Source organism: Streptomyces sp. NPDC014623, assembly GCF_043088245.1.
In the GTDB taxonomy this organism is placed as follows: Bacteria; Actinomycetota; Actinomycetes; order Streptomycetales; family Streptomycetaceae; genus Streptomyces.
The window spans coordinates 27,606-45,338 of sequence record NZ_JBIBZU010000022.1; the positions used below are offsets into that span (position 1 = coordinate 27,606).

The following is a 17,733-nucleotide window of genomic DNA, read 5'->3' on the forward strand; positions in this document are numbered from 1 at the left end:
GAGAAGTGACGGCCATCCGTTCCAAGTTGATCAATTTTGATCAAAAAAGAATGAAATTGATCAGGTCGGAGTACGGAGATGCCGTTCACCCTGGGGACGCACCCTCGACGGCCCGGCCGTCGGCCTACTGCGCGTCGGCGCTCGTCGCCCGCACCAGACCGGCGGGCCGCATGTCGGTCCAGGCACCTTCGATCGCGTCCAGGCATTCCTGCCGCGACCCCTCCGGCCCACAGGCGCGCCAGCCGCCCGGAATCCCGACATGTGTGGGCCACAGCGAATACTGGCCCTCATCGTTCACCAGCGCCACGAACCGTCCCGATTCGTCATCGAAAGGATTGGTCACAGCCGTCCCCCACCCGTTCTCGCTCTTTCCACGACATGTTCGTCAGTTACGCGCGGGCATGCCGTTCCGGCCACTTCTCCGCAGCATGTCATCGAGCCCCCAACCCCGCGGCACGATCCCGGTCAGACGGTTTGCGGAGGTGCGCCGCACCTCCGTACACCACAAGGAAACCCGTGACCGAACCGGGGGTAACCCGAGTTCACCCGCACGCCAATCACATTAGAGGACCCGGGACAACGAACGACGCATATTCGCCTGATTACTCGCGAGTACTGAATCTTCGGATCCGAGAGGCACACGCCCTGGGTATATGCCAGCTGACTTCGGGGAGAAATATCCAGCCACTCGATGTCCTAATAGTGTAGGTAGAACTTGATTTGGGCCATGCCTTTTCGGATAGCCGCCCGCGTACGCCCGCGTACTCCTGTTACGCACGGAGATCACCCCAAGCTCCCATGCGCCGGGTATGCGCCCCCACCCGACCGGCCACCGGACGAGCCGGCCGGGCGCGGGCGGATCGGTGCGCCGGGAGTTGTCAGGGGCGCGGGAAGCGTGCGCGCATCGCGGTCCCGGACGGCGTACAGGTCCTCCAGGGACCACGAACTACTTGTCCGCGTAGGCGTCGTCCGCTCCGGTCATCGGGTGGTCCCCGTTGACCTCACGGAAGCGCTCGGCGAGGTCCCGTTCCAGCTCTCTCCCCGGCATGGGCCGTCCTCGCTGTTCCTCCGCGCAGGTGTCCCGCGCGGTGCGCTCGGGACGCTGTCCAGCCGGTCGTTCGGCTCCCGCCGAAGTGTCCGCGCGGACGGGGACAGCCGCACGCGTACGGACATGAACAGCGACGGCCCCTGCCGGGACGGTCAAGGGTGCCCTCCCGGCGGGGCGACGGCCCGCGCACCGCACCGGCGGCACGCGCGGGCCGTCGCCCCCGTCCGTCAGGCTCCCGCCAGCAGTGCCTCCAGTGCCACCGCCGTCTCCGGGTGGCGGCCGACGAGCATCGCGCCGGCCGGTCCCGGCGCCCCCGTCTCCCACACGCCCTCACAGCCCAGCAGTTCCGCCAGGCTGTCGCACGTCTCCGGGTGGGCGGCGAGCAGTGCCGCACGGCGAGCCGTGCCGCCGCCGGTCACCGCAGGGGCAGCCGGCTGTTCCGGGGCGGCCCGCCACGGCGGGACCCAGGTGTCCAGCGCCGCGAGGCGGCCGGGAAAGACGCGTCCGGCCTCGCGGATCAGCAGGGGTGCCAGGTCGGCTCCCTCGGACCGCAGGGTGGTGATCAGCTTCGGCAGCCAGGGCAGCAGTACCGGGTCGGGCAGCCGGGCGAACGCGTTCGAGACAGCCTCCACGACGAAGCCGGCCAACTGCGGCACCGGTTCCAGTGCGTGCAGGAACCCGCTGAGGTAGCGCGGGTAGGCGGGTACCACCAGCGGGTTGTCCAGCAGTTCGTCGCACCGCTCCCTCAGCTCGGTCCGGGAGAGCCGGCCGAGCTGCACCTGGGCCGCCCAGAGCAGCGCGACCCTGGACGGCTCCTGCGGGTGCGACTGCGCGAAGGCCAGATCCAGCTGGGCCCGGTCGCAGCCGAGCGACAGGGCCAGGCTCTCCATGCTGAACAGGAACCCCAGCATCGCGGCGACCTGTCGGACGGTCGCGTCCTCGTCGGTGAACGCCGTCGGAAGGAGCGTGCAGTAGTGCGCGTATCCCGTTTTGGCGAACGACTCGATCCACGTCGGCAGCACCGGCCGGCTGATCCGGTAGTAGGCCAGGAGCCGGCGCACCCTGCGCAGCACCTCCGGTGCTCCGTCGACGCTGCGCTCGGTGGCCAGCACCTCCAGGGCGCGGGTGCCCAGCTCGTCGGCGAGACGACCGCTGCGCAGATGCAGCACGGCGTCCTCGACGGCTCCGAGGACCTGCGCCGTGGTGGCGCCCGGGGCGTACGCGACGCGGCGCAGGCGCTGTTCCAGGACCTGTTCGATGCTGACGCCCTCGTAACCGAGCTCGACGAGCGCCCGCTGGTGGGTGCCCAGCGCCAGGTCCCAGGACTCCTGGACCGACTGCTTCCCGAGCTCCCGCTCGCCCATGATCGGCCGCGCCGCGCCGTGGGGCATCAGGTGGCGCAGCATCCACAGCACGTCGGAGCACTGCCGCAGTTCCGGCCGGGCGGTCATGTCCAGCAGGGCTCGCTGCACCCCGCGCTGCTGGAGCTTGAGGTTCAGCGGGGCGAGGCGGTCGTGCACGTCGCGGGCCAGCGGCGGCAGTGCGTCGTAGCCGACCTGGCCGATCCGGTCGCCGCCCATCAGGATCTCCACGAGCCGGCGGACGTCGCGCCTGCCCGGCACGGCTTCCTTCTCGATACAGGTGACGGCCGCGTCCTGGAAGTCGTACGGGGTGGGCCTGGCGCGGTCCCGCATCCCGGCCAGCAGGATCGACGTCTCGAACACCGCGATGGCGTCGGCGGTGGAGGCGAGGTAGCCGTTGCGGCGGGCGGAGCGCACGATCTCCACGGACCAGCCGAGGAGTTCGGCCTCGTCCAGCCGGTCCAGGGCGGGCGGGCTCTGCAGGAAGCCCGAGAGCTTGTCGGAGGGGACGTCCGGCGCCACGGGGCCGGCCGGCGCGGCGGCCCTCCTCGGTTTCGCCGTCTTCTTGACGCCCGCCTGTCCCGCGAGCCGGAACGGCTGCACCCGGGTACGCCTGAGGTTCTTCGCCCACTGGGTGGCGGCTATCGACACGGATCCGGCGGCGAGGCCGAACTGCGCCTCGATCGCCGCGTGGCTGGACGGGATCAGGCCGTACTGCCAGGTGCTCCCGCTCGGCGGAGTGATCTCGAAGGTGTCGCTGCCGTGGACGCCGAACTCCGCGACCCTGCTGGACGCGTGGAAGGCGCCACAGACGTAGAGGCAGTCCTCGGGGTCCGTACCGGTCGCGGCGAGGTGCTCGCGCATCCGGGTCCACATGTGACGCTCACGGTCCTCGTCCACCCGGACCCGGTCCGTGTCCCCGGGGGCCAGCCTGCGGAAGAGGCTGCCGATCAGGAGCATGACCTGGCGGTAGGTGTCGTGGTCGCTGTCGCCGAGCGGCAGTTCGACGTACTGGTGCCACCACTCCGACCAGTGCCGCACGCGACCGTGGTGCAGGAGGTGCTCCTCCAGTTCGGCGAAGCGGGGCCGCAGGTCTCCGATCTCCACCCCTACGGCATCGCCGTGCAGCGCCGCCTCCTCCTCGGCGGGCGGCACGTCGGGGCCCGAGGGCTCCGGTGCGCCGGCCTGCCACTGGAACACGTGGTCCGAGGAGCGGTCGACGAGGACCAGCTCGACGCCCGGGGTGTCCAGGGCGTAGGCGATGGCCTGGTACTCGGCCGACGCCTCGGTGATCGGAGCGACGACCGAGAGCGGTGCCCATTCCGCGGGGAAGCCCTCGACCTCGCTCGCGAACGCCTGGACGGCCACCGGCAGCCGGCAGTTGCGCAGCTCCGGCAGAAGGGGCGCCATGTCCTCGCACAGCTCCAGATAGACCACCTTGGGCTGCTTCTCCCGCAGACGCCGTGCCATCGCGACCGCCGACGCGGGCGAGTGGTGGCAGACGGGGAAGATCTCCAGGGGCTCACGCACAGCCCGGTCGACGTCGTCGACGATGCCGAGGAGTATGCCTTGCAGAGCGTCCGGCCCATCGGCGAACTCCGTTGCTGCTTCCTGGAGTTGTCCTCGCAACGCTTCGAAGGGCGTCCCTTCGCCCGGGGCGCTCACGACAGGGTGGCGATCGCGTCGCGGCCGCCCTCCAGGAACTCCGGCCAGGAGCCGCCCTCCTCCTTGCTGCGCGGCTCGACGACGCCGTGCAGGTACTTGTTGAGGATGGCCAGGTCCTCCGGCTCGCGCCGTGCGAGCGACCCGACGAGCGAGGAGGCGAGGGTGCGGGCGGTCAGCGCGCTCTCGCCGAAGAAGTTGCTGTGCAGGATCGCGTCCTCCAGTACGCCGATCTGCTCGGCGCTCGACAGCGCGGACTCCAGCTTCTCGTCGTCGCTGCCGGCCGCGGCGGCGGAGGCCCGCAGATCGGCGAAACTCTGCAGCAGCACGTCCAGCAGCGTCGGCGGCACGTCCAGCTCTATCTGATGGCGGCGCAGCAGTTCCTCGGTGCGGAAGCGGACGATCTCCGCCTCGCTCTTCTTGTTCGTCACCACCGGGATGCGCACGAAGTTGAAGCGGCGCTTGAGTGCGGAGGAGAGGTCGTTGACGCCGCGGTCGCGGCTGTTGGCGGTGGCGATGACGGAGAAGCCCGGCTTGGCGAAGACGATGTTGTCGCTGTCCATCTCCGGTACCGAGATGTACTTCTCCGACAGGATCGAGATCAGCGCGTCCTGGACATCGCTGGTGGAGCGTGTGAGCTCCTCGAAACGGCCGATCGCCCCCGTCTCCATCGCGGTCATGATCGGTGAGGGGATCATCGACTCCCGCGACTGTCCCTTGGAGATCACCATGGACACGTTCCAGGAGTACTTGATGTGGTCCTCGGTGGTGCCGGCCGTGCCCTGGACCACGAGGGTGGAGTTACGGGAGATGGCGGCGGACAGCAGCTCGGCCAGCCAGCTCTTGCCCGTACCCGGGTCGCCGATCAGCAGCAGCCCCCGGTCGGAGGCCAGCGTGACGATGGAGCGTTCGACGAAGCTGCGGTCGCCGTACCACTTCTGGGAGATCTCCCGGTCGAGGCCGTCGGAGCGCTCGGATCCCAGGATGAACAGGCGGACCATCTTCGGCGACAGGCGCCAGGAGAACGGCTTGGGGCCGTCGTCGACCGACTCCAGCCAGTCGAGCTCCTCGGCGTACTTGATCTCGGCAGGGGCACGCAACAGGTCGGACATGTCTGTAAGCCTTTCTGGTGTTTCGGGTTCGGCTGCACCGGGGCGTCGGGCCCCAGGCCGTGGGGTTCCAGGCCGTGGGGCCTCAGGCGCCGGGCCTCAGGTGAGGAAGGTCTTGAGCTCGTGGACGAGCTTGCGGATGTGGCCGGAGAGCACCGGGGTCCCCTGGTCCTTGAAGCGCTCCCGGAACCACGGGTTGACGCTGGCGCGGCCGGAGCTGGTCACGGAGCCGACCGGGATGAACTTCGCCCCGGAGCGGTGGATGGCGGCCATGCTCTCGAACAGTGGTTCGGTCTGCCATTCGTAGAAGTCCGAGATCCACACCACGACGGTGTTGCGGGGTTCCGCGATCTTCGGCTGGGCCAGTGCCATGGCGACCGTGCCGTCGGTGCCTCCCCCGAGGTTGGTCCGCAGCAGGGTCTCGAACGGGTCGTGCACCCACGGGGTGAGGTCGAGCGCCTGGGTGTCGTACGCGATGAGATGGACGTCCACCTTGGGCAGGCCCGCGAAGATCGAGGCCAGGATGGTGCAGTTGACCATCGAGTCGACCATCGAACCCGACTGGTCCACGACCACGATCAGCCGCTGGGGTGTCGTCCTGCGCGCGGTGTGGCGGTAGAAGAGCCGGTCGACGTAGAGCCGTTCCTCTTCGGGGCTCCAGTTGGTGAGGTTCTTCCAGATCGTGCGGTCGAGATCCAGGTTGCGGAAGACCCGCTTGGGCGGGACCGAACGGTCCAGGGCACCGACGGTCGACTTCTCCACCTGTGTGCGCAGCACCTCGGCGACCTCGTCGACGAAGCGGCGGATGAGGGCCTTGGCGTTGGCCAGGGCGACACCGGACAGGTTGTCCTTGTCGCGCAGCAGCTGTTCGATCAGCGACATGCTGGGCGTGAGCTGCCCGGCGAGCTGCGGGTCGGCGAGCACTTCGCGCAGTCGCATCCGCTTGACGAGTCCGGCCTCGATGGAGCCGAGCTCGGGGCCGATCTCCGGGATGAGCCGGCTCAGGTCCGGGGTCCTGCCGCCGCCGCCCGTACCGCCCGGGCTGACGCCCGCCCCTCCGGCTCGTCCGCCGCGCAGCTCCCCGGGTCCACAGCCGAGGGCGCGCTCGAGCCAGCCCGCGTCGGACTGCCACCGGGACAGCTGACCGGCGGTGACGGTACCGGGAGGCGAGTGGAAGACGTTCAGCAGCACCTTCGACACGAGTGCGGCGCGCCGCACCTCGGCGGCCCGGTCACGGATGTCGCCGGCTGTCCCTTCTTCCGCCTCACCGTCGTCGGTGTCCGCCGACGCCTCCGGCACCATCAGGCCGTCGAACTCGGCGGCCAGCCCGGGGTGCCGCTGCACCACGGAGTCGACCGACGCCTGCGGGTCCAGCAGGGCGGCCGGCAGCCCGATGTCCTCCACCACGGCGAGGCTCGCCGACTCCAGGGCCGCCTGCTCCTCGTGGTCGAAGAGCCGGGCCAGGAGGCGCCAGTACATGACCTGGCGGCGGTTGTCGTGCGAGGTGTCGCCGACCGTCCTGGAATTCTGCTGTCCGGTCATTTACGCAGCAGCCTTCCCGCGCGCTCGCTCAGCACCTTCGCGGCGTCGGTGGCGGCCTTCTCCGCCCTGACCCCGGCCTTGTCCGCCGTCCCCCCGGCCCACGCCCCCGCGTGCACCGCCGTCACCTTCTTCCGCACCGTGGTCTCCACCGCGAGCGGCTGCAGGCCGAACGCCCCGGCGTCCCAGCGGACCAGCGCGATGCACGCACCGGACCTGGCGACGGCCTCGGGGGTGAGCGGCCCGGCGGCCGGGATGCGGTCGGTGTCGACGACCAGGTCGAACCCCGCGACGGTGAAGGTCAGTACACCGTCGTCGTCCGTGCGAGCGGTGTAGCCCTCCAGGAAGACGGGTACGGCGATGCCCGCCGGATGCCGGTCCAGGGGCGCGGTCACCGCCGTGGTCGCGGCGGGCAGTGCCACGCGGGCCGTGGCGAACGCCCCGGCCGGCTCACCGGGGCGTGCGTGCTCGTCGTTCCAGACGAGGTCGCCCCCGGCGGTGACCGGCATACCGGTGAGGTTCATCGAGCGGCCCTCGCCCGCAGCCGCGAGGAGCGACATGTGCGGGCGCAGCAACTGCCAGATCCCGGCTCCGACGACCGTGTCGGGCTTCGGCACCGACACACCGGCACGCACGAGGCGGGGCCCGGAGCCGTCCGCGGGCTCGAACACCGCGTGCACCTGCGCCTGCGCGGCGGTCGCGTGCTCCTGTAGGTCGACGCCGAGGGGCAGCAGGCGTCCGTCGACGGTCCCGGCGACGGACGTGCCGGACGCGCCGGGCACCGTCAGCAGCATCCCCCGCGACCAGAGGTCGGCCCAGCGGCGTACCGGGAAGCGTTCGGCCGAGGCACCGGGGCAGGACGCGGCGAGCTCGGCGGCGAAGCCGTCGAGGAGGGTCGCGAGGCGGCGCAGCGACGGCTCGGGAAGCATCGCGGAGACGACCTCCGCCGCCCCGGAGACCACCTCGTGGTCGATGCCCTGCCATCCGCAGCGCGCCAGGTCGCAGAGCCAGGCACGGGCGGCCGTCAGCAGATTCGCCGCCGGCTGCCCGCCGGCCGGGGGTACGGCCGTCACACCGCGCGAACGGCCGGCCGCCTCCTCGACACGGGCCAGCAGCGCGTCGTGGACGGAGCCGAGCAGCGCGGTCCGCGCGGCGGCCAGGGCCACGAAGTGGTCCTCGTCCGCTGCTCCGGCCGCCGCTTTCGCGGCGGCCTCGGCGGCCCTGGCTGCCAGCGGGGTCCCCGTCACCGCGTCGGCGAGCCGTGCCGGGCCGGCGGCCCCGGTGGGCTGGGACCGGAGCAGCCCCGCGACGAGTGCCTGGTCGAAGGCGTCGACGGCCTCCAGTGCCTCGTCCAGTCCGTCGACGGGTCCCGCGAGGAGGTCGGCGCGCATCACGCCACCGCCCTGGTCGGCGGGAAGAACTGCATCTCGGGCAGCGGCGTGGTGACCGGGGGGTGTTCGAGGTAGGCGAGGTGACGCAGGAAGCGGCTGAAGACGGAGGCGGCGGCCTTCGTCCCGTCCGCCTGCGGACGGGTGCTCCTCATGGCCGAGGCGAGGCCGGCCCCGTCCGTCGTTCCTTCCGGGACCTCGGCCTTGAGGTACCGGGCGACGCGCTCGGCGCCGTACTGCAGGACCGACTCGTTGATCAGGGCGCCGATGTGGTTGCAGAACGATCCGCGCGCACCGCCGCAGGGCCGGTTGTTGTTGGTGCTGCAGGCGAACGCGTAGGTCCCCGCCGCGACGGACGACACGTAGACCCGCCCGATGTCCGAACCGCTGGACACCACGCCCTGCAGACGTCCGTCGGCCAGCTCGACGAACGGAACCTTGGCCAGTTTGCGCGGCCGCGCGGGTGGTGTCACCCGTGCCGTGCTCGACCTCTCCCAATCCGACAACGCGCCATCTCCAATGCACAGCTAAGGGGTCGTCCCCGCCGGACCGGCGGAACACGACTGAACTTACTGGCGCCCACTGACAATGCCGTGACCGGCCGTGAAGAGAGCCCGTGAGGCTCGAAGAGGGCAGGCGAAGGCGCCCTCCCGCCCGTGGGCCCGGGCGCTCCCGGAGTGGCCCGGACCGGCGTGGGCGGCGCGCCGGGAGGGGCGTGCACACACCGCGGCAATGACCCGTGCGGTACCCCGCACGCCCTGCCGACGGTCGTGTGCCGCAGCGAGGATGAGCGGACCACACGTGCTCCGGAGAACTCCGCGTTCCTGCCCGCCGGCAGGCGCCCGTACGGTGAAAGGAACCCACGTTGCTGCTCCTCGTCTCCCCGGACGGCGTCCAGGAAGCCCTCGACTGCGCGAAGGCGGCCGAACACCTCGACATCGTCGATGTCAAAAAGCCCGACGAGGGCTCGCTCGGCGCGAACTTCCCCTGGGTCATCAGGGACATCCGCGCTGCGGTCCCCGCGGACAAACCCGTCTCCGCCACCGTGGGGGACGTTCCGTACAAGCCCGGAACAGTGGCCCAGGCCGCCCTCGGCGCAGCTGTCTCCGGAGCCACGTACATCAAGGTCGGCCTCTACGGATGCACGACGCCGGAGCAGGCCGTCGAGGTCATGCGGGGGGTCGTCCGGGCGGTGAAGGACTACCGGCCGGACGCGTTCGTCGTCGCCTCGGGTTACGCCGACGCCCACCGGATCGGGTGCGTCAACCCGCTCGCGCTGCCCGACATCGCCCACCGCTCCGGCTCCGACGCGGCCATGCTCGACACGGCCGTCAAGGACGGGACACGGCTGTTCGACCACGTACCGCCCGACGTCTGCGCGCAGTTCGTCCGGCTGGCCCACGAGGCGGGGCTGCTCGCCGCCCTCGCGGGCAGTGTCAAGGCGGCGGACCTCGGCGTGCTGACCCGTATCGGCACGGACATCGTGGGAGTGCGCGGGGCGGTCTGCGAGGGGGGTGACCGCGATGCGGGAAGAATCCAGCCGCATCTGGTGGCCGCCTTCCGCGCGGAGATGGACCGGCACGCCGGGGAACACGCGGCGGCCGTGGCCGCCGCGAGCTGACCGCCAGGCATGCCGGCATCCCAGCTCAGCCGCGAGGCCGGGTCCCGCGGCGAGTTCGTCCCCGTGCTCGATCCGGCGACGGGTGAGGCCTTCGACGAGGCTCCCGGCCTGCGGCCGGACGACCTGGACGCCGTCGTCGACCGGGCCCACGAAGCCTGGCGCGGCTGGCGGGCCGATCCCGCCGCCCGCACCGGAGCTCTGCTCGCGGCAGCCGACGCCGTCGAGGCGGCCGGGGGTGATCTCGCTCCGCTGCTCACCCGTGAGCAGGGCAAACCCCTGTCCGAGTCGTACGCGGAGATCGCCCGCACGGCGGCCCGGCTGCGCTACTTCGCCGAACTGGCCCCGGAATCCCTGCCGATCACGGACGGCCGGCCGGTGCACAGCGAGATCCGCTGGCGCCCGCTCGGGCCCGTCGCCGCGATCGTCCCGTGGAACTTCCCCCTCCAACTCGCGTCGGCGAAGTTCGCGCCCGCTCTGGCCGCCGGCAACACGATGGTGCTCAAGCCTTCCCCGTTCACACCTCTCGCCACAAGGCTGCTGGGGGCCGTCATGTCCGCCGCCCTCCCGGACGGCGTACTGACGATCGTCACCGGTCGCGAACCGCTCGGTGCCCGCCTGGCATCCCATCCGGGGTTCCGCCACGTGACGTTCACCGGCTCGGTTCCCACCGGGCGGGCCGTCGCGAAGGGCGCGGCGGCCTCGCTCGCCCGGGTCACCCTGGAACTGGGCGGGAACGACGCCGCCATCCTGCTGGAGGACGTGGACGTGGAACGCATCGCCGACCGGCTTTTCTGGGCGGCGTTCCGCAACTGCGGGCAGGTCTGCATGGCGGTCAAGCGCGTCTACGCCCCGGCACGGCTCCACTCCCAGGTGGTCGAAGCCCTCGCCCACCGCGCGAGGACCGCGGTCGTCGGACCCGGGCTCGACCCGGGCTCCGAGCTGGGGCCGGTCAGCAACGCCCCCCAGCTGGCCCGGGTCGAGCGCTGCACGGCCCGGGCCATGGCGGCCGGCGCCCGGGCGGTGGCCGGCGGCCACCGGCTGGACCGGCCGGGCTACTTCTTCGCCCCCACGGTCCTGGTGGATGTCCCGCCCCACAGCCCGGTGGTGACGGAGGAGCAATTCGGCCCCGTCCTGCCGGTGCTGCCGTACGGGAACCTCGACGAAGCCGTCGCGGCGGCCAACGGCACCGCTTTCGGGCTGGGCGGTTCCGTGTGGGGGACCGACCTCGACCGGGCGGAGGCGGTCGCCGGCCGGCTGGAGTGCGGTACGGCCTGGATCAACCACCACGCCGAACTCTCCCTCGCCCAGCCCTTCGCGGGCGTCAAGGAAAGCGGTGTCGGCGTCGCGGGCGGCCCGTGGGGGTTCTACGGGAACCTCAGGCCTTTCGTGGTGCACCGTCCGAAGGAGGTGTGACGATGAGGTTCGGTGCGGCGGTGCTGCGCTCGTACGAGAACCGGTTCGCCGTCGAGGAGGTCGTCCTGGACGCGGGGCCCGCCGACGGGGAGATCCTCGTCAGGATCGCGGGCTGCGGGATGTGCCGGACCGATCTCGCGGTGCGGCGTTCGGCGGGCCGCACACCGCTCCCGGCGGTGCTCGGCCACGAGGGCGCCGGACTCGTCGTGGACACGGGCGGCCCGCACACCGGCCTGCGAGCCGGTGACCATGTCGTGCTGAGCTTCGACTCCTGCGGGCACTGCCGGAGCTGCATGAGCGCGGCCCCCGCCTACTGCGACTCCTTCGCCTCGCTCAACCTCTTCGGAGGTCGCGAGGAGAACGCGGCACGGTTCACCGACGCGGCCGGGGGCACCCTGGCCCCCCGCTGGTTCGGTCAGTCCTCGTTCGCCGAGTACGCGATGGTCCCGGCCCGTAACGCCGTCCGGGTCGATCCCTCATTGCCCGTCGAGTTGCTCGGGCCCCTCGGGTGCGGCTTCCTCACCGGTGCCGGAGCGGTCTTCAACTCCTTCCGCGCCGGTCCCGGCGACACCCTCGCCGTCTTCGGCGCGGGGGCGGTCGGCCTGGCCGCGGTGATGGCGGCCACCGCCGCCGGCGCGGTGACCGTGGCCGTCGACCGGCACCCCGAACGGCTCGCCCTCGCCGAGCGGTTCCGTGCGATCCCGCTGGACGCGGCATCGGGCGGCCTGCCCCACCGCATCCGGCAGCTGACCGACGGCGGCGCACAGTACGCGCTGGACACCACGGGCTCCGCCGAGCTGATCGACGACGCGCTCCGGTCCCTCCGTCCGACCGGCCACCTCGGCCTGGTCGCACGGCTCCGCACCACGCTCCCGCTTCAGCCGGGGGCGCTGGACCGGGGCCGGAGGATCTCTCACATCTGCGAGGGGGACGCGGTGCCGGGACTGCTGATCCCGCGGCTGACCGCACTGTGGCAGGCGGGGCGTTTCCCCTTCGACCAGCTGATCCGCAGATACCCGCTGGCCGACATCAACGAGGCCGAACGCGACTGCGAAGCGGGCGTCGTGGTCAAACCCGTCCTGATCCCGGGGGGATGAGGCCGGGCGGGGAGCCCGGCTCCGCTCCCGCCCGTCCGGCCGCGACGGCACATCGAGCACGCTCATGGTCCTTACTCGCACCGAGGAGTGCACATGGCCGACACAGCACATCGGAACACCGGCGTGGGAGGCCTGGAAGAAGGGGGTGTCGGTCTGACCGCTCTCCTGGTCGCCGCAGCACGGGCCATCGAGACCCACCGCCCCGACAGTCTGGCGCAGGACCCCTTCGCCGAGCACTTCGTGCTCGCCGCCCCGGCGTCCGCGGGCTGGCCGGTCCGCATACAACAGGTCCCGGACGGGAACGCGAACCCGCTGTGGGGGCGTTTCGCGCGCTACTTCGGTCTGCGGACCCGGGTCCTGGACGACTTCGTCCTCGAGTCGGTGCACACGGGCGGAGCCCGCCAGGTCGTCCTGTTCGGGGCGGGGCTGGATTCACGGGCGTACCGGCTCGACTGGCCTCCCGGCTGTGTGATCTTCGAGATCGACAGGGAAGGCGTGCTGGCCTTCAAGCACAGGGTGCTCGGCAGCCGGTCCGCCGGCCCGAAGGCGGCGCGTGTGGCGATCCCCGCCGATCTGCGCGCCGACTGGACCGGAGCGCTGACCGACGCCGGCTTCGACCCGGCCGCACCGAGTGTCTGGCTGGCCGAGGGACTGCTGTTCTATCTGCCTGCCGCCGCCGAGACCCGCCTCATCGGCACCGTGGACCGGCTGAGCGCGGGCGGGAGCGCGCTGGCGTTCGAGGTGAAGCTGGAGAAGGACCTGCTGGAATACCGGGACAGCCCGCTCTACACCTCGACGAAACAACAGCTCGGCATCGACCTGCTCGACCTGTTCGACGGGGAGCCACGCCCTGACTCCGCAGGCGACCTGGCGGACAAGGGCTGGTCCACCTCGGTCCACACCCCCTTCGACTTCACCCGTCGGCTCGGGCGCGGCCCGCTGCCCGAGCGGAACGACGCGCTCGCGGGCAACCGGTGGGTGTTCGCGAACAAGCCCCGGCGTCCCGGCCGGTGAGCGGCTCCGGCCCGGTCCGGCGGACCAGGGTGACCGCCGGGCCGGGCAGGGAGCGGAGCACCGGGGGCGGCGGGTGGGCGACGGCGCCCTGACGGGGCCGGTCGGCGCCCAGGTGCGGCGGGAGGCCGAGCCGCTGGTCCGCAGGGCCGTCTCCGGCGTCCGGCGCCATGGACAGCCGGACGCCGGCCCGAGCGGGCCCGTACGGCGACGGGCCGTGGAGGACGCGGCGGTCAGGCCGTCCGGTGCCGGGTCTCCAGGTCCAGGAGCTTCTGCTTGCGGTCGAGGCCGCCCGAGTAACCGGTCAGGGCGCCACCGGCGCCGATCACGCGGTGGCAGGGGCGTACGACCAGCAGCGGGTTGGCGCCGATCGCGGTGCCGACCGAGCGCACCGCCGCGCGCGGGGCGCCGATCCGCGCGGCGATCTCGCCGTAGGTGAGCGTGGTGCCGTAGGGGATGTCCTCCAGGGCCTGCCATACGCGCCGCTGGAAGTCGGTGCCCCGGCGGGGGGCGTACTCGATGCCGAAGCCCGTGCGGCTGCCCTCGAAGTACGCGCGCAGTTCGGCGGCGATCACGGAGAAGGCCTCTGCGTTCTCCGTCCAGCCCTCCTGGACCGCCGCGCCGCCCTTCTGGCCCGGTACGGAGAGCGAGGCGAGGGCGGTACCGCCCTGGGCGGTGGCCGACTCCTCGCCCACCAGCAGCAGTTCACCGAGCGGGCTGTCGATCGTGGTGCAGAGTGTCATGGTCGGGTCCTTCCGGGTTCATCGGTCGTACACGTTCATCGTGCGGGGTCCACGGCGACGCGACCGGCGGGATTCGGACGTCGTGCTGCCGTGACGCGCTGCCGGTCCACGGCCGTGTTCCAGAGGTGGTGCATGGCGTACGTGCGCCAGGGACGCCAGGTCCCGGAGTCCGCCGCCTCGGCTCCGGTCCGCCGCATGCCGGCCCGTACGGCCACGTCGTCCGTCAGCAGCACGTCGGGGTCGCCGAGCGCCCGCATACGGATGTAGCCGGCCGTCCAGGGACCGACACCGCGCAGGCTCAGGAGCTCCTTCTCGGCCCGGTCCCGGTCGGCGCCGGGGTCGAGAGCGATCCGGCCGTCGGCCAGGGCGGCGGCCACGGCCCGCAGCGTGGCGCGCCGTGAACCGGGCGTCCTGAGCTCCTCCAGCCCTGCTTCGGCCAGGTCCCCGGGGTCCGGGAAGGTGCGGGTGAGGGCGCCGTCGGGCACCTGGAGGGGTGCGCCGTAGGCCGACACCAGCGCGCTGCCGAGACGGCGCGCGGCGGCCACGGACACCTGTCGGCCGAGGACGGCACGGACGGCCAGTTCGTGGACGTCGGCGGTGCCGGGGGCCCGCAGGCCGGGTGTACGGGCGACGAGCGGGGCCAGTGCGGGGACGGCGCCGAGGCGCTCGGCGACCGCCAGGGGGTCGGCGTCCAGGTCGAAGAGACGGCGCATCCTCTGGGTGGCTGCCGTCAGGTCGCGCAGGTCACCGAGGTGCAGCCGGCATTCCAGCCAGCCGTCCCCGGTCCTCTCGCGGACCTCGGCGATTCCGGTGCCGTGCGGCAGGCGCAGGGTGCGCCGGTAGGTCCGGTCGCCCCGCTCCCCGGTCATCTCCTCGATGCCGGTGAGGGCACGGACCGCGAGGTGGTCGAAGATTTCGGCCGCGGCGTACGGTCCCCGGTGGGCGAGCCGCAGCGGCACTCCGCCGGCGGTTCCGGCGGTGCCGACGGAGCCGAAGCGGGAGGAGCGGCCCGGCCGGGCGGTGCGCAGCTCTCCGGGGGTGAGCGCGTAGACCTCCCGGACCGTGTCGTTGAACTGCCGCACACTGGCGAAACCGGAGGCGAACGCGATCTCGGCGGCCTGCAGGGTGGTGGTCTGCAGCAGGATCCGCGCGGTGTGGGCCCGCTGGGCGCGGGCCAGCGCGATGGGCCCCGCGCCGACCTCGGCGTTCAGCTGGCGCTGCACCTGGCGGGCGCTGTAGCCGAGGCGCGCGGCCAGACCGGCCACGCCCTCACGGTCCACGACCCCGTCGCTGATCAGCCGCATCGCCCGGCCCACCAGATCGGCACGCGCGTTCCAGTCCGCGGAGCCCGGCACAGCGTCCGGGCGACAGCGCCGGCAGGCGCGGAAGCCGCTGCCCTGGGCAGCGGCAGCGGTGGGGAAGAACGTGACGTTCCGGCGTTTGGGCGTGGTGGCCGGACAGCTCGGACGGCAGTAGATCCCGGTCGTGGACACGGCGAAGAAGAACTCACCGTCGAACCGGGCGTCGCGGCTGGTCACCGCCTCGTACCTGCTGTCGTCACCGGTCATGCCCCAAGGGTGCGGCATCGCACGCCCCGGCGCTGGCGGAAATCGGACGTCGCACTCCCTTCACCCCTCCGCGGGGTCCGCACCGGCCTGCGTCACCCGTCCGCACCCACGCGCACCTCAGCCGTCCGACCGGACCAGGACTAGTTTCATTCTTATATTGGAATCGTTCCAGAAAAGTGGTTGACTGCGTGCGTGTTCGAAACCGAGGCCAGGGCCCTCCCGCGCGGAGCGTCATCACGAGTGACCCGTCCCGGGGCCGCCGTGCTCCCGGCGGTCCACGAGGCCCCGCCCTCCGGTGTCGTTACCCTCTTCACCCTGGTACGCACACCTGTCGGCACGGTCTCGGCCCGAGCCCTCCAGGACGTCCTCAGGACGCTCGTCGACGCCGGCCCGGCGCGGCGGACCGCCCTGCCGGATTTCCGGTGCGGCACGAGGGGCGGTCCGGGGACGACCATCAGCACGTGGTCCGCCGCTCGTGCGGCACGGCCGTCGACGCCGAGGGCCCGCAGGACTCCCCGCGCCTCGAGGCGCCCCAGGATCACGGGTTCACCATCGACCACGCGGAGGTCGCGCACCGGGCCCTGTGCCCTGGATGCCGGACCGCGCGGTCAGCGGGATCCGAGTCGGTGAACTGAAGTTCTCACACGAGGAGCAGGAAAATTTCTGACAACACGAAGCCGCTGACCACTGCCGCCGGTGCACCGGTCGCGAACAACGAGAACGCCGTCACCGCCGGTCCGCGCGGCCCGATGCTGCTCCAGGACGTCTGGTTCCTGGAGAAACTGGCCCACTTCAGCCGTGAGGTCATCCCCGAGCGCCGCATGCACGCCAAGGGATCGGGCGCCTTCGGCACCTTCACGGTGACCCAGGACATCACCCGCTACTCCAGGGCCGCGCTCTTCTCCGAGGTCGGCAAGCAGACGGAGCTCTTCGCCCGGTTCTCGACGGTCGCCGGTGAGCGCGGCGCCGCCGACGCGGAGCGCGACATCCGTGGTTTCGCCGTCCGCTTCTACACGGAGGAGGGCAACTGGGACGTCGTCGGCAACAACACGCCGGTCTTCTTCCACCGCGACCCCCACCACTTCCCCGACCTCAACCGTGCGGTGAAGCGCGACCCGCGCACCAACCTGCGCTCGCCGGAGAACAACTGGGACTTCTGGACGAGCCTCCCCGAGGCCCTGCACCAGATCACCATCGTGATGTCGGACCGCGGCATCCCCGACGGCTACCGCCACATGCACGGCTTCGGCTCCCACACCTACTCGTTCATCAACGAGAGCAACGAGCGCTTCTGGGTGAAGTTCCACTTCCGCACGCAGCAGGGCATCAAGAACCTGACCGACGCGGAGGCCGCCGCCGTCGTGGCCGAGGACCGCGAGTCCTCGCAGGCCGACCTGTTCGACGCCATCGAGCGCGGCGACCACCCGAAGTGGACCTTCTACATCCAGGTCATGCCGGAGGCGGACGCCGCGACGTACCGCTACCACCCGTTCGACCTCACCAAGGTCTGGTCCAAGAAGGACTACCCGCTCATCGAGGTCGGCGAACTCGAGCTCAACCGCAACCCGGAGAACTACTTCGCCGACGTGGAGCAGGCCGCCTTCACCCCGGCCAACCTGGTTCCCGGCGTGGGCCCCTCGCCCGACCGCATGCTGCAGGGCCGGCTGTTCTCGTACGGTGACGCCGCCCGCTACCGCGTCGGCGTCAACCACCACCAGATCCCGGTGAACCAGCCCCGCGGCGCGAAGAACGTCAACACCTACCACCGCGACGGCCAGCTGCGCGTGGACGGCAACCAGGGCGCCGTGCCCGGCTACACGCCGAACAGCTACGGCCGCTGGGCGGAGCAGCCGCAGTTCGCCGAGCCGGGTCTGGCGCTCGACGGCGCCGCGGCCGACCGGTTCGACTACCGCGAGGACGACGACAACTACTTCGAACAGCCGGGGAACCTGTTCCGGCAGATGACCCCGGAGCAGCAGGACGCCCTGTTCGGCAACACCGCCCGGGCCATCGACGGCGCCTCGCAGGCCGTCATCGAGCGTCACATCCACCACTGCACGCAGGCCGACCCGGCCTACGGCGAGGGTGTGCGCAAGGCCGTCGAGGCACTGCAGGCCGCCAAGTAGAGCTGTACCGCCGCCGTGAGCGAGGGGCCCCGGGCAAGGTGGAACCG

13 protein-coding genes are annotated in these 17,733 nt (G+C 71.7%); 5 read left to right on the forward strand and 8 right to left on the reverse strand.

The genetic code is table 11. The features are described 5' to 3' along the window. Positions 1-124: 124 nt before the first annotated feature. The 6 genes from ACF1FZ_RS28715 to ACF1FZ_RS28740 all read right to left on the reverse strand — a co-directional run bounded on the left by ACF1FZ_RS28715 (position 125) and on the right by ACF1FZ_RS28740 (position 8,613). Entirely contained in the window at positions 125-343 is a 219-nt protein-coding gene (locus ACF1FZ_RS28715; protein ID WP_391776300.1) for an MbtH family protein, read from the reverse strand. Between the two features lie 932 nt (positions 344-1,275). Then, positions 1,276-4,074 carry a hypothetical protein gene (locus tag ACF1FZ_RS28720; RefSeq protein WP_391776301.1) on the reverse strand — a complete coding sequence of 933 codons (2,799 nt, stop codon included), beginning with the start codon at positions 4,072-4,074 and terminating at the stop codon, positions 1,276-1,278. Then, the gene (locus ACF1FZ_RS28725) at positions 4,071-5,183 is read right to left on the reverse strand and encodes an AAA family ATPase (RefSeq protein ID WP_325745069.1); all 1,113 of its coding nucleotides are present in this window, start codon (positions 5,181-5,183) and stop codon (positions 4,071-4,073) included. The genes ACF1FZ_RS28720 and ACF1FZ_RS28725 overlap by 4 nt, the downstream gene beginning before the upstream one ends. Before the next feature lie 96 nt (positions 5,184-5,279). Beyond that, positions 5,280-6,722: a VWA domain-containing protein gene (locus tag ACF1FZ_RS28730; RefSeq protein ID WP_391776302.1), complete on the reverse strand. Its 1,443-nt coding sequence runs from the start codon at positions 6,720-6,722 to the stop codon at positions 5,280-5,282. Continuing rightward, on the reverse strand, positions 6,719-8,110 hold the full coding sequence (locus ACF1FZ_RS28735; RefSeq protein WP_391776303.1) for a hypothetical protein: 1,392 nt from the start codon (positions 8,108-8,110) through the stop codon (positions 6,719-6,721). Before ACF1FZ_RS28735 ends, ACF1FZ_RS28730 begins: the two co-directional genes overlap by 4 nt. Then, the gene (locus tag ACF1FZ_RS28740) at positions 8,110-8,613 is read right to left on the reverse strand and encodes a hypothetical protein (protein WP_391776304.1); all 504 of its coding nucleotides are present in this window, start codon (positions 8,611-8,613) and stop codon (positions 8,110-8,112) included. Before ACF1FZ_RS28740 ends, ACF1FZ_RS28735 begins: the two co-directional genes overlap by 1 nt. Positions 8,614-8,972: 359 nt before the next feature. On the opposite strand from ACF1FZ_RS28740, the gene ACF1FZ_RS28745 reads away from it, so the two are divergent. From ACF1FZ_RS28745 to ACF1FZ_RS28760, 4 genes are all read left to right on the forward strand, one after another. After that, positions 8,973-9,728, forward strand: coding sequence for a (5-formylfuran-3-yl)methyl phosphate synthase (locus ACF1FZ_RS28745; protein WP_391776305.1), 756 nt, complete (start codon positions 8,973-8,975; stop codon positions 9,726-9,728). Between the two features lie 9 nt (positions 9,729-9,737). Further along, positions 9,738-11,141, forward strand: coding sequence for an aldehyde dehydrogenase family protein (locus tag ACF1FZ_RS28750; protein WP_391776306.1), 1,404 nt, complete (start codon positions 9,738-9,740; stop codon positions 11,139-11,141). A 2-nt stretch (positions 11,142-11,143) separates the two neighbouring features. Then, the gene (locus tag ACF1FZ_RS28755) at positions 11,144-12,238 is read left to right on the forward strand and encodes an NAD(P)-dependent alcohol dehydrogenase (RefSeq protein WP_391776307.1); all 1,095 of its coding nucleotides are present in this window, start codon (positions 11,144-11,146) and stop codon (positions 12,236-12,238) included. Positions 12,239-12,331: 93 nt separating this feature from the next. Beyond that, positions 12,332-13,252: a class I SAM-dependent methyltransferase gene (locus tag ACF1FZ_RS28760; protein ID WP_391776308.1), complete on the forward strand. Its 921-nt coding sequence runs from the start codon at positions 12,332-12,334 to the stop codon at positions 13,250-13,252. Between the two features lie 230 nt (positions 13,253-13,482). Here the strand turns inward: ACF1FZ_RS28760 and ACF1FZ_RS28765 are convergent, their stop codons facing one another. Continuing rightward, positions 13,483-13,992: a methylated-DNA--[protein]-cysteine S-methyltransferase gene (locus tag ACF1FZ_RS28765; protein ID WP_391776309.1), complete on the reverse strand. Its 510-nt coding sequence runs from the start codon at positions 13,990-13,992 to the stop codon at positions 13,483-13,485. A gap of 35 nt (positions 13,993-14,027) precedes the next feature. Further along, on the reverse strand, positions 14,028-15,560 hold the full coding sequence (locus ACF1FZ_RS28770) for an AlkA N-terminal domain-containing protein (RefSeq protein ID WP_391776310.1): 1,533 nt from the start codon (positions 15,558-15,560) through the stop codon (positions 14,028-14,030). Positions 15,561-16,219: 659 nt separating this feature from the next. On the opposite strand from ACF1FZ_RS28770, the gene ACF1FZ_RS28775 reads away from it, so the two are divergent. Next, on the forward strand, positions 16,220-17,686 hold the full coding sequence (locus ACF1FZ_RS28775) for a catalase (RefSeq protein WP_391776377.1): 1,467 nt from the start codon (positions 16,220-16,222) through the stop codon (positions 17,684-17,686). The last annotated feature ends 47 nt before the right edge of the window (positions 17,687-17,733 follow it).

Excerpts from the sequence above, each read along its gene's own strand:
- ACF1FZ_RS28735 (WP_391776303.1), bottom strand. The coding sequence starts at position 8,110 with ATGCGCGCCGACCTCCTCGCGGGACCCGTCGACGGACTGGACGAGGCA.
- ACF1FZ_RS28760 (WP_391776308.1), top strand. The coding sequence starts at position 12,332 with ATGGCCGACACAGCACATCGGAACACCGGCGTGGGAGGCCTGGAAGAA.
- ACF1FZ_RS28730 (WP_391776302.1), bottom strand. The coding sequence starts at position 6,722 with ATGACCGGACAGCAGAATTCCAGGACGGTCGGCGACACCTCGCACGAC.
- ACF1FZ_RS28770 (WP_391776310.1), bottom strand. The coding sequence starts at position 15,560 with ATGACCGGTGACGACAGCAGGTACGAGGCGGTGACCAGCCGCGACGCC.
- ACF1FZ_RS28725 (WP_325745069.1), bottom strand. The coding sequence starts at position 5,183 with ATGTCCGACCTGTTGCGTGCCCCTGCCGAGATCAAGTACGCCGAGGAG.
- ACF1FZ_RS28750 (WP_391776306.1), top strand. The coding sequence starts at position 9,738 with ATGCCGGCATCCCAGCTCAGCCGCGAGGCCGGGTCCCGCGGCGAGTTC.
- ACF1FZ_RS28765 (WP_391776309.1), bottom strand. The coding sequence starts at position 13,992 with ATGACACTCTGCACCACGATCGACAGCCCGCTCGGTGAACTGCTGCTG.
- ACF1FZ_RS28755 (WP_391776307.1), top strand. The coding sequence starts at position 11,144 with ATGAGGTTCGGTGCGGCGGTGCTGCGCTCGTACGAGAACCGGTTCGCC.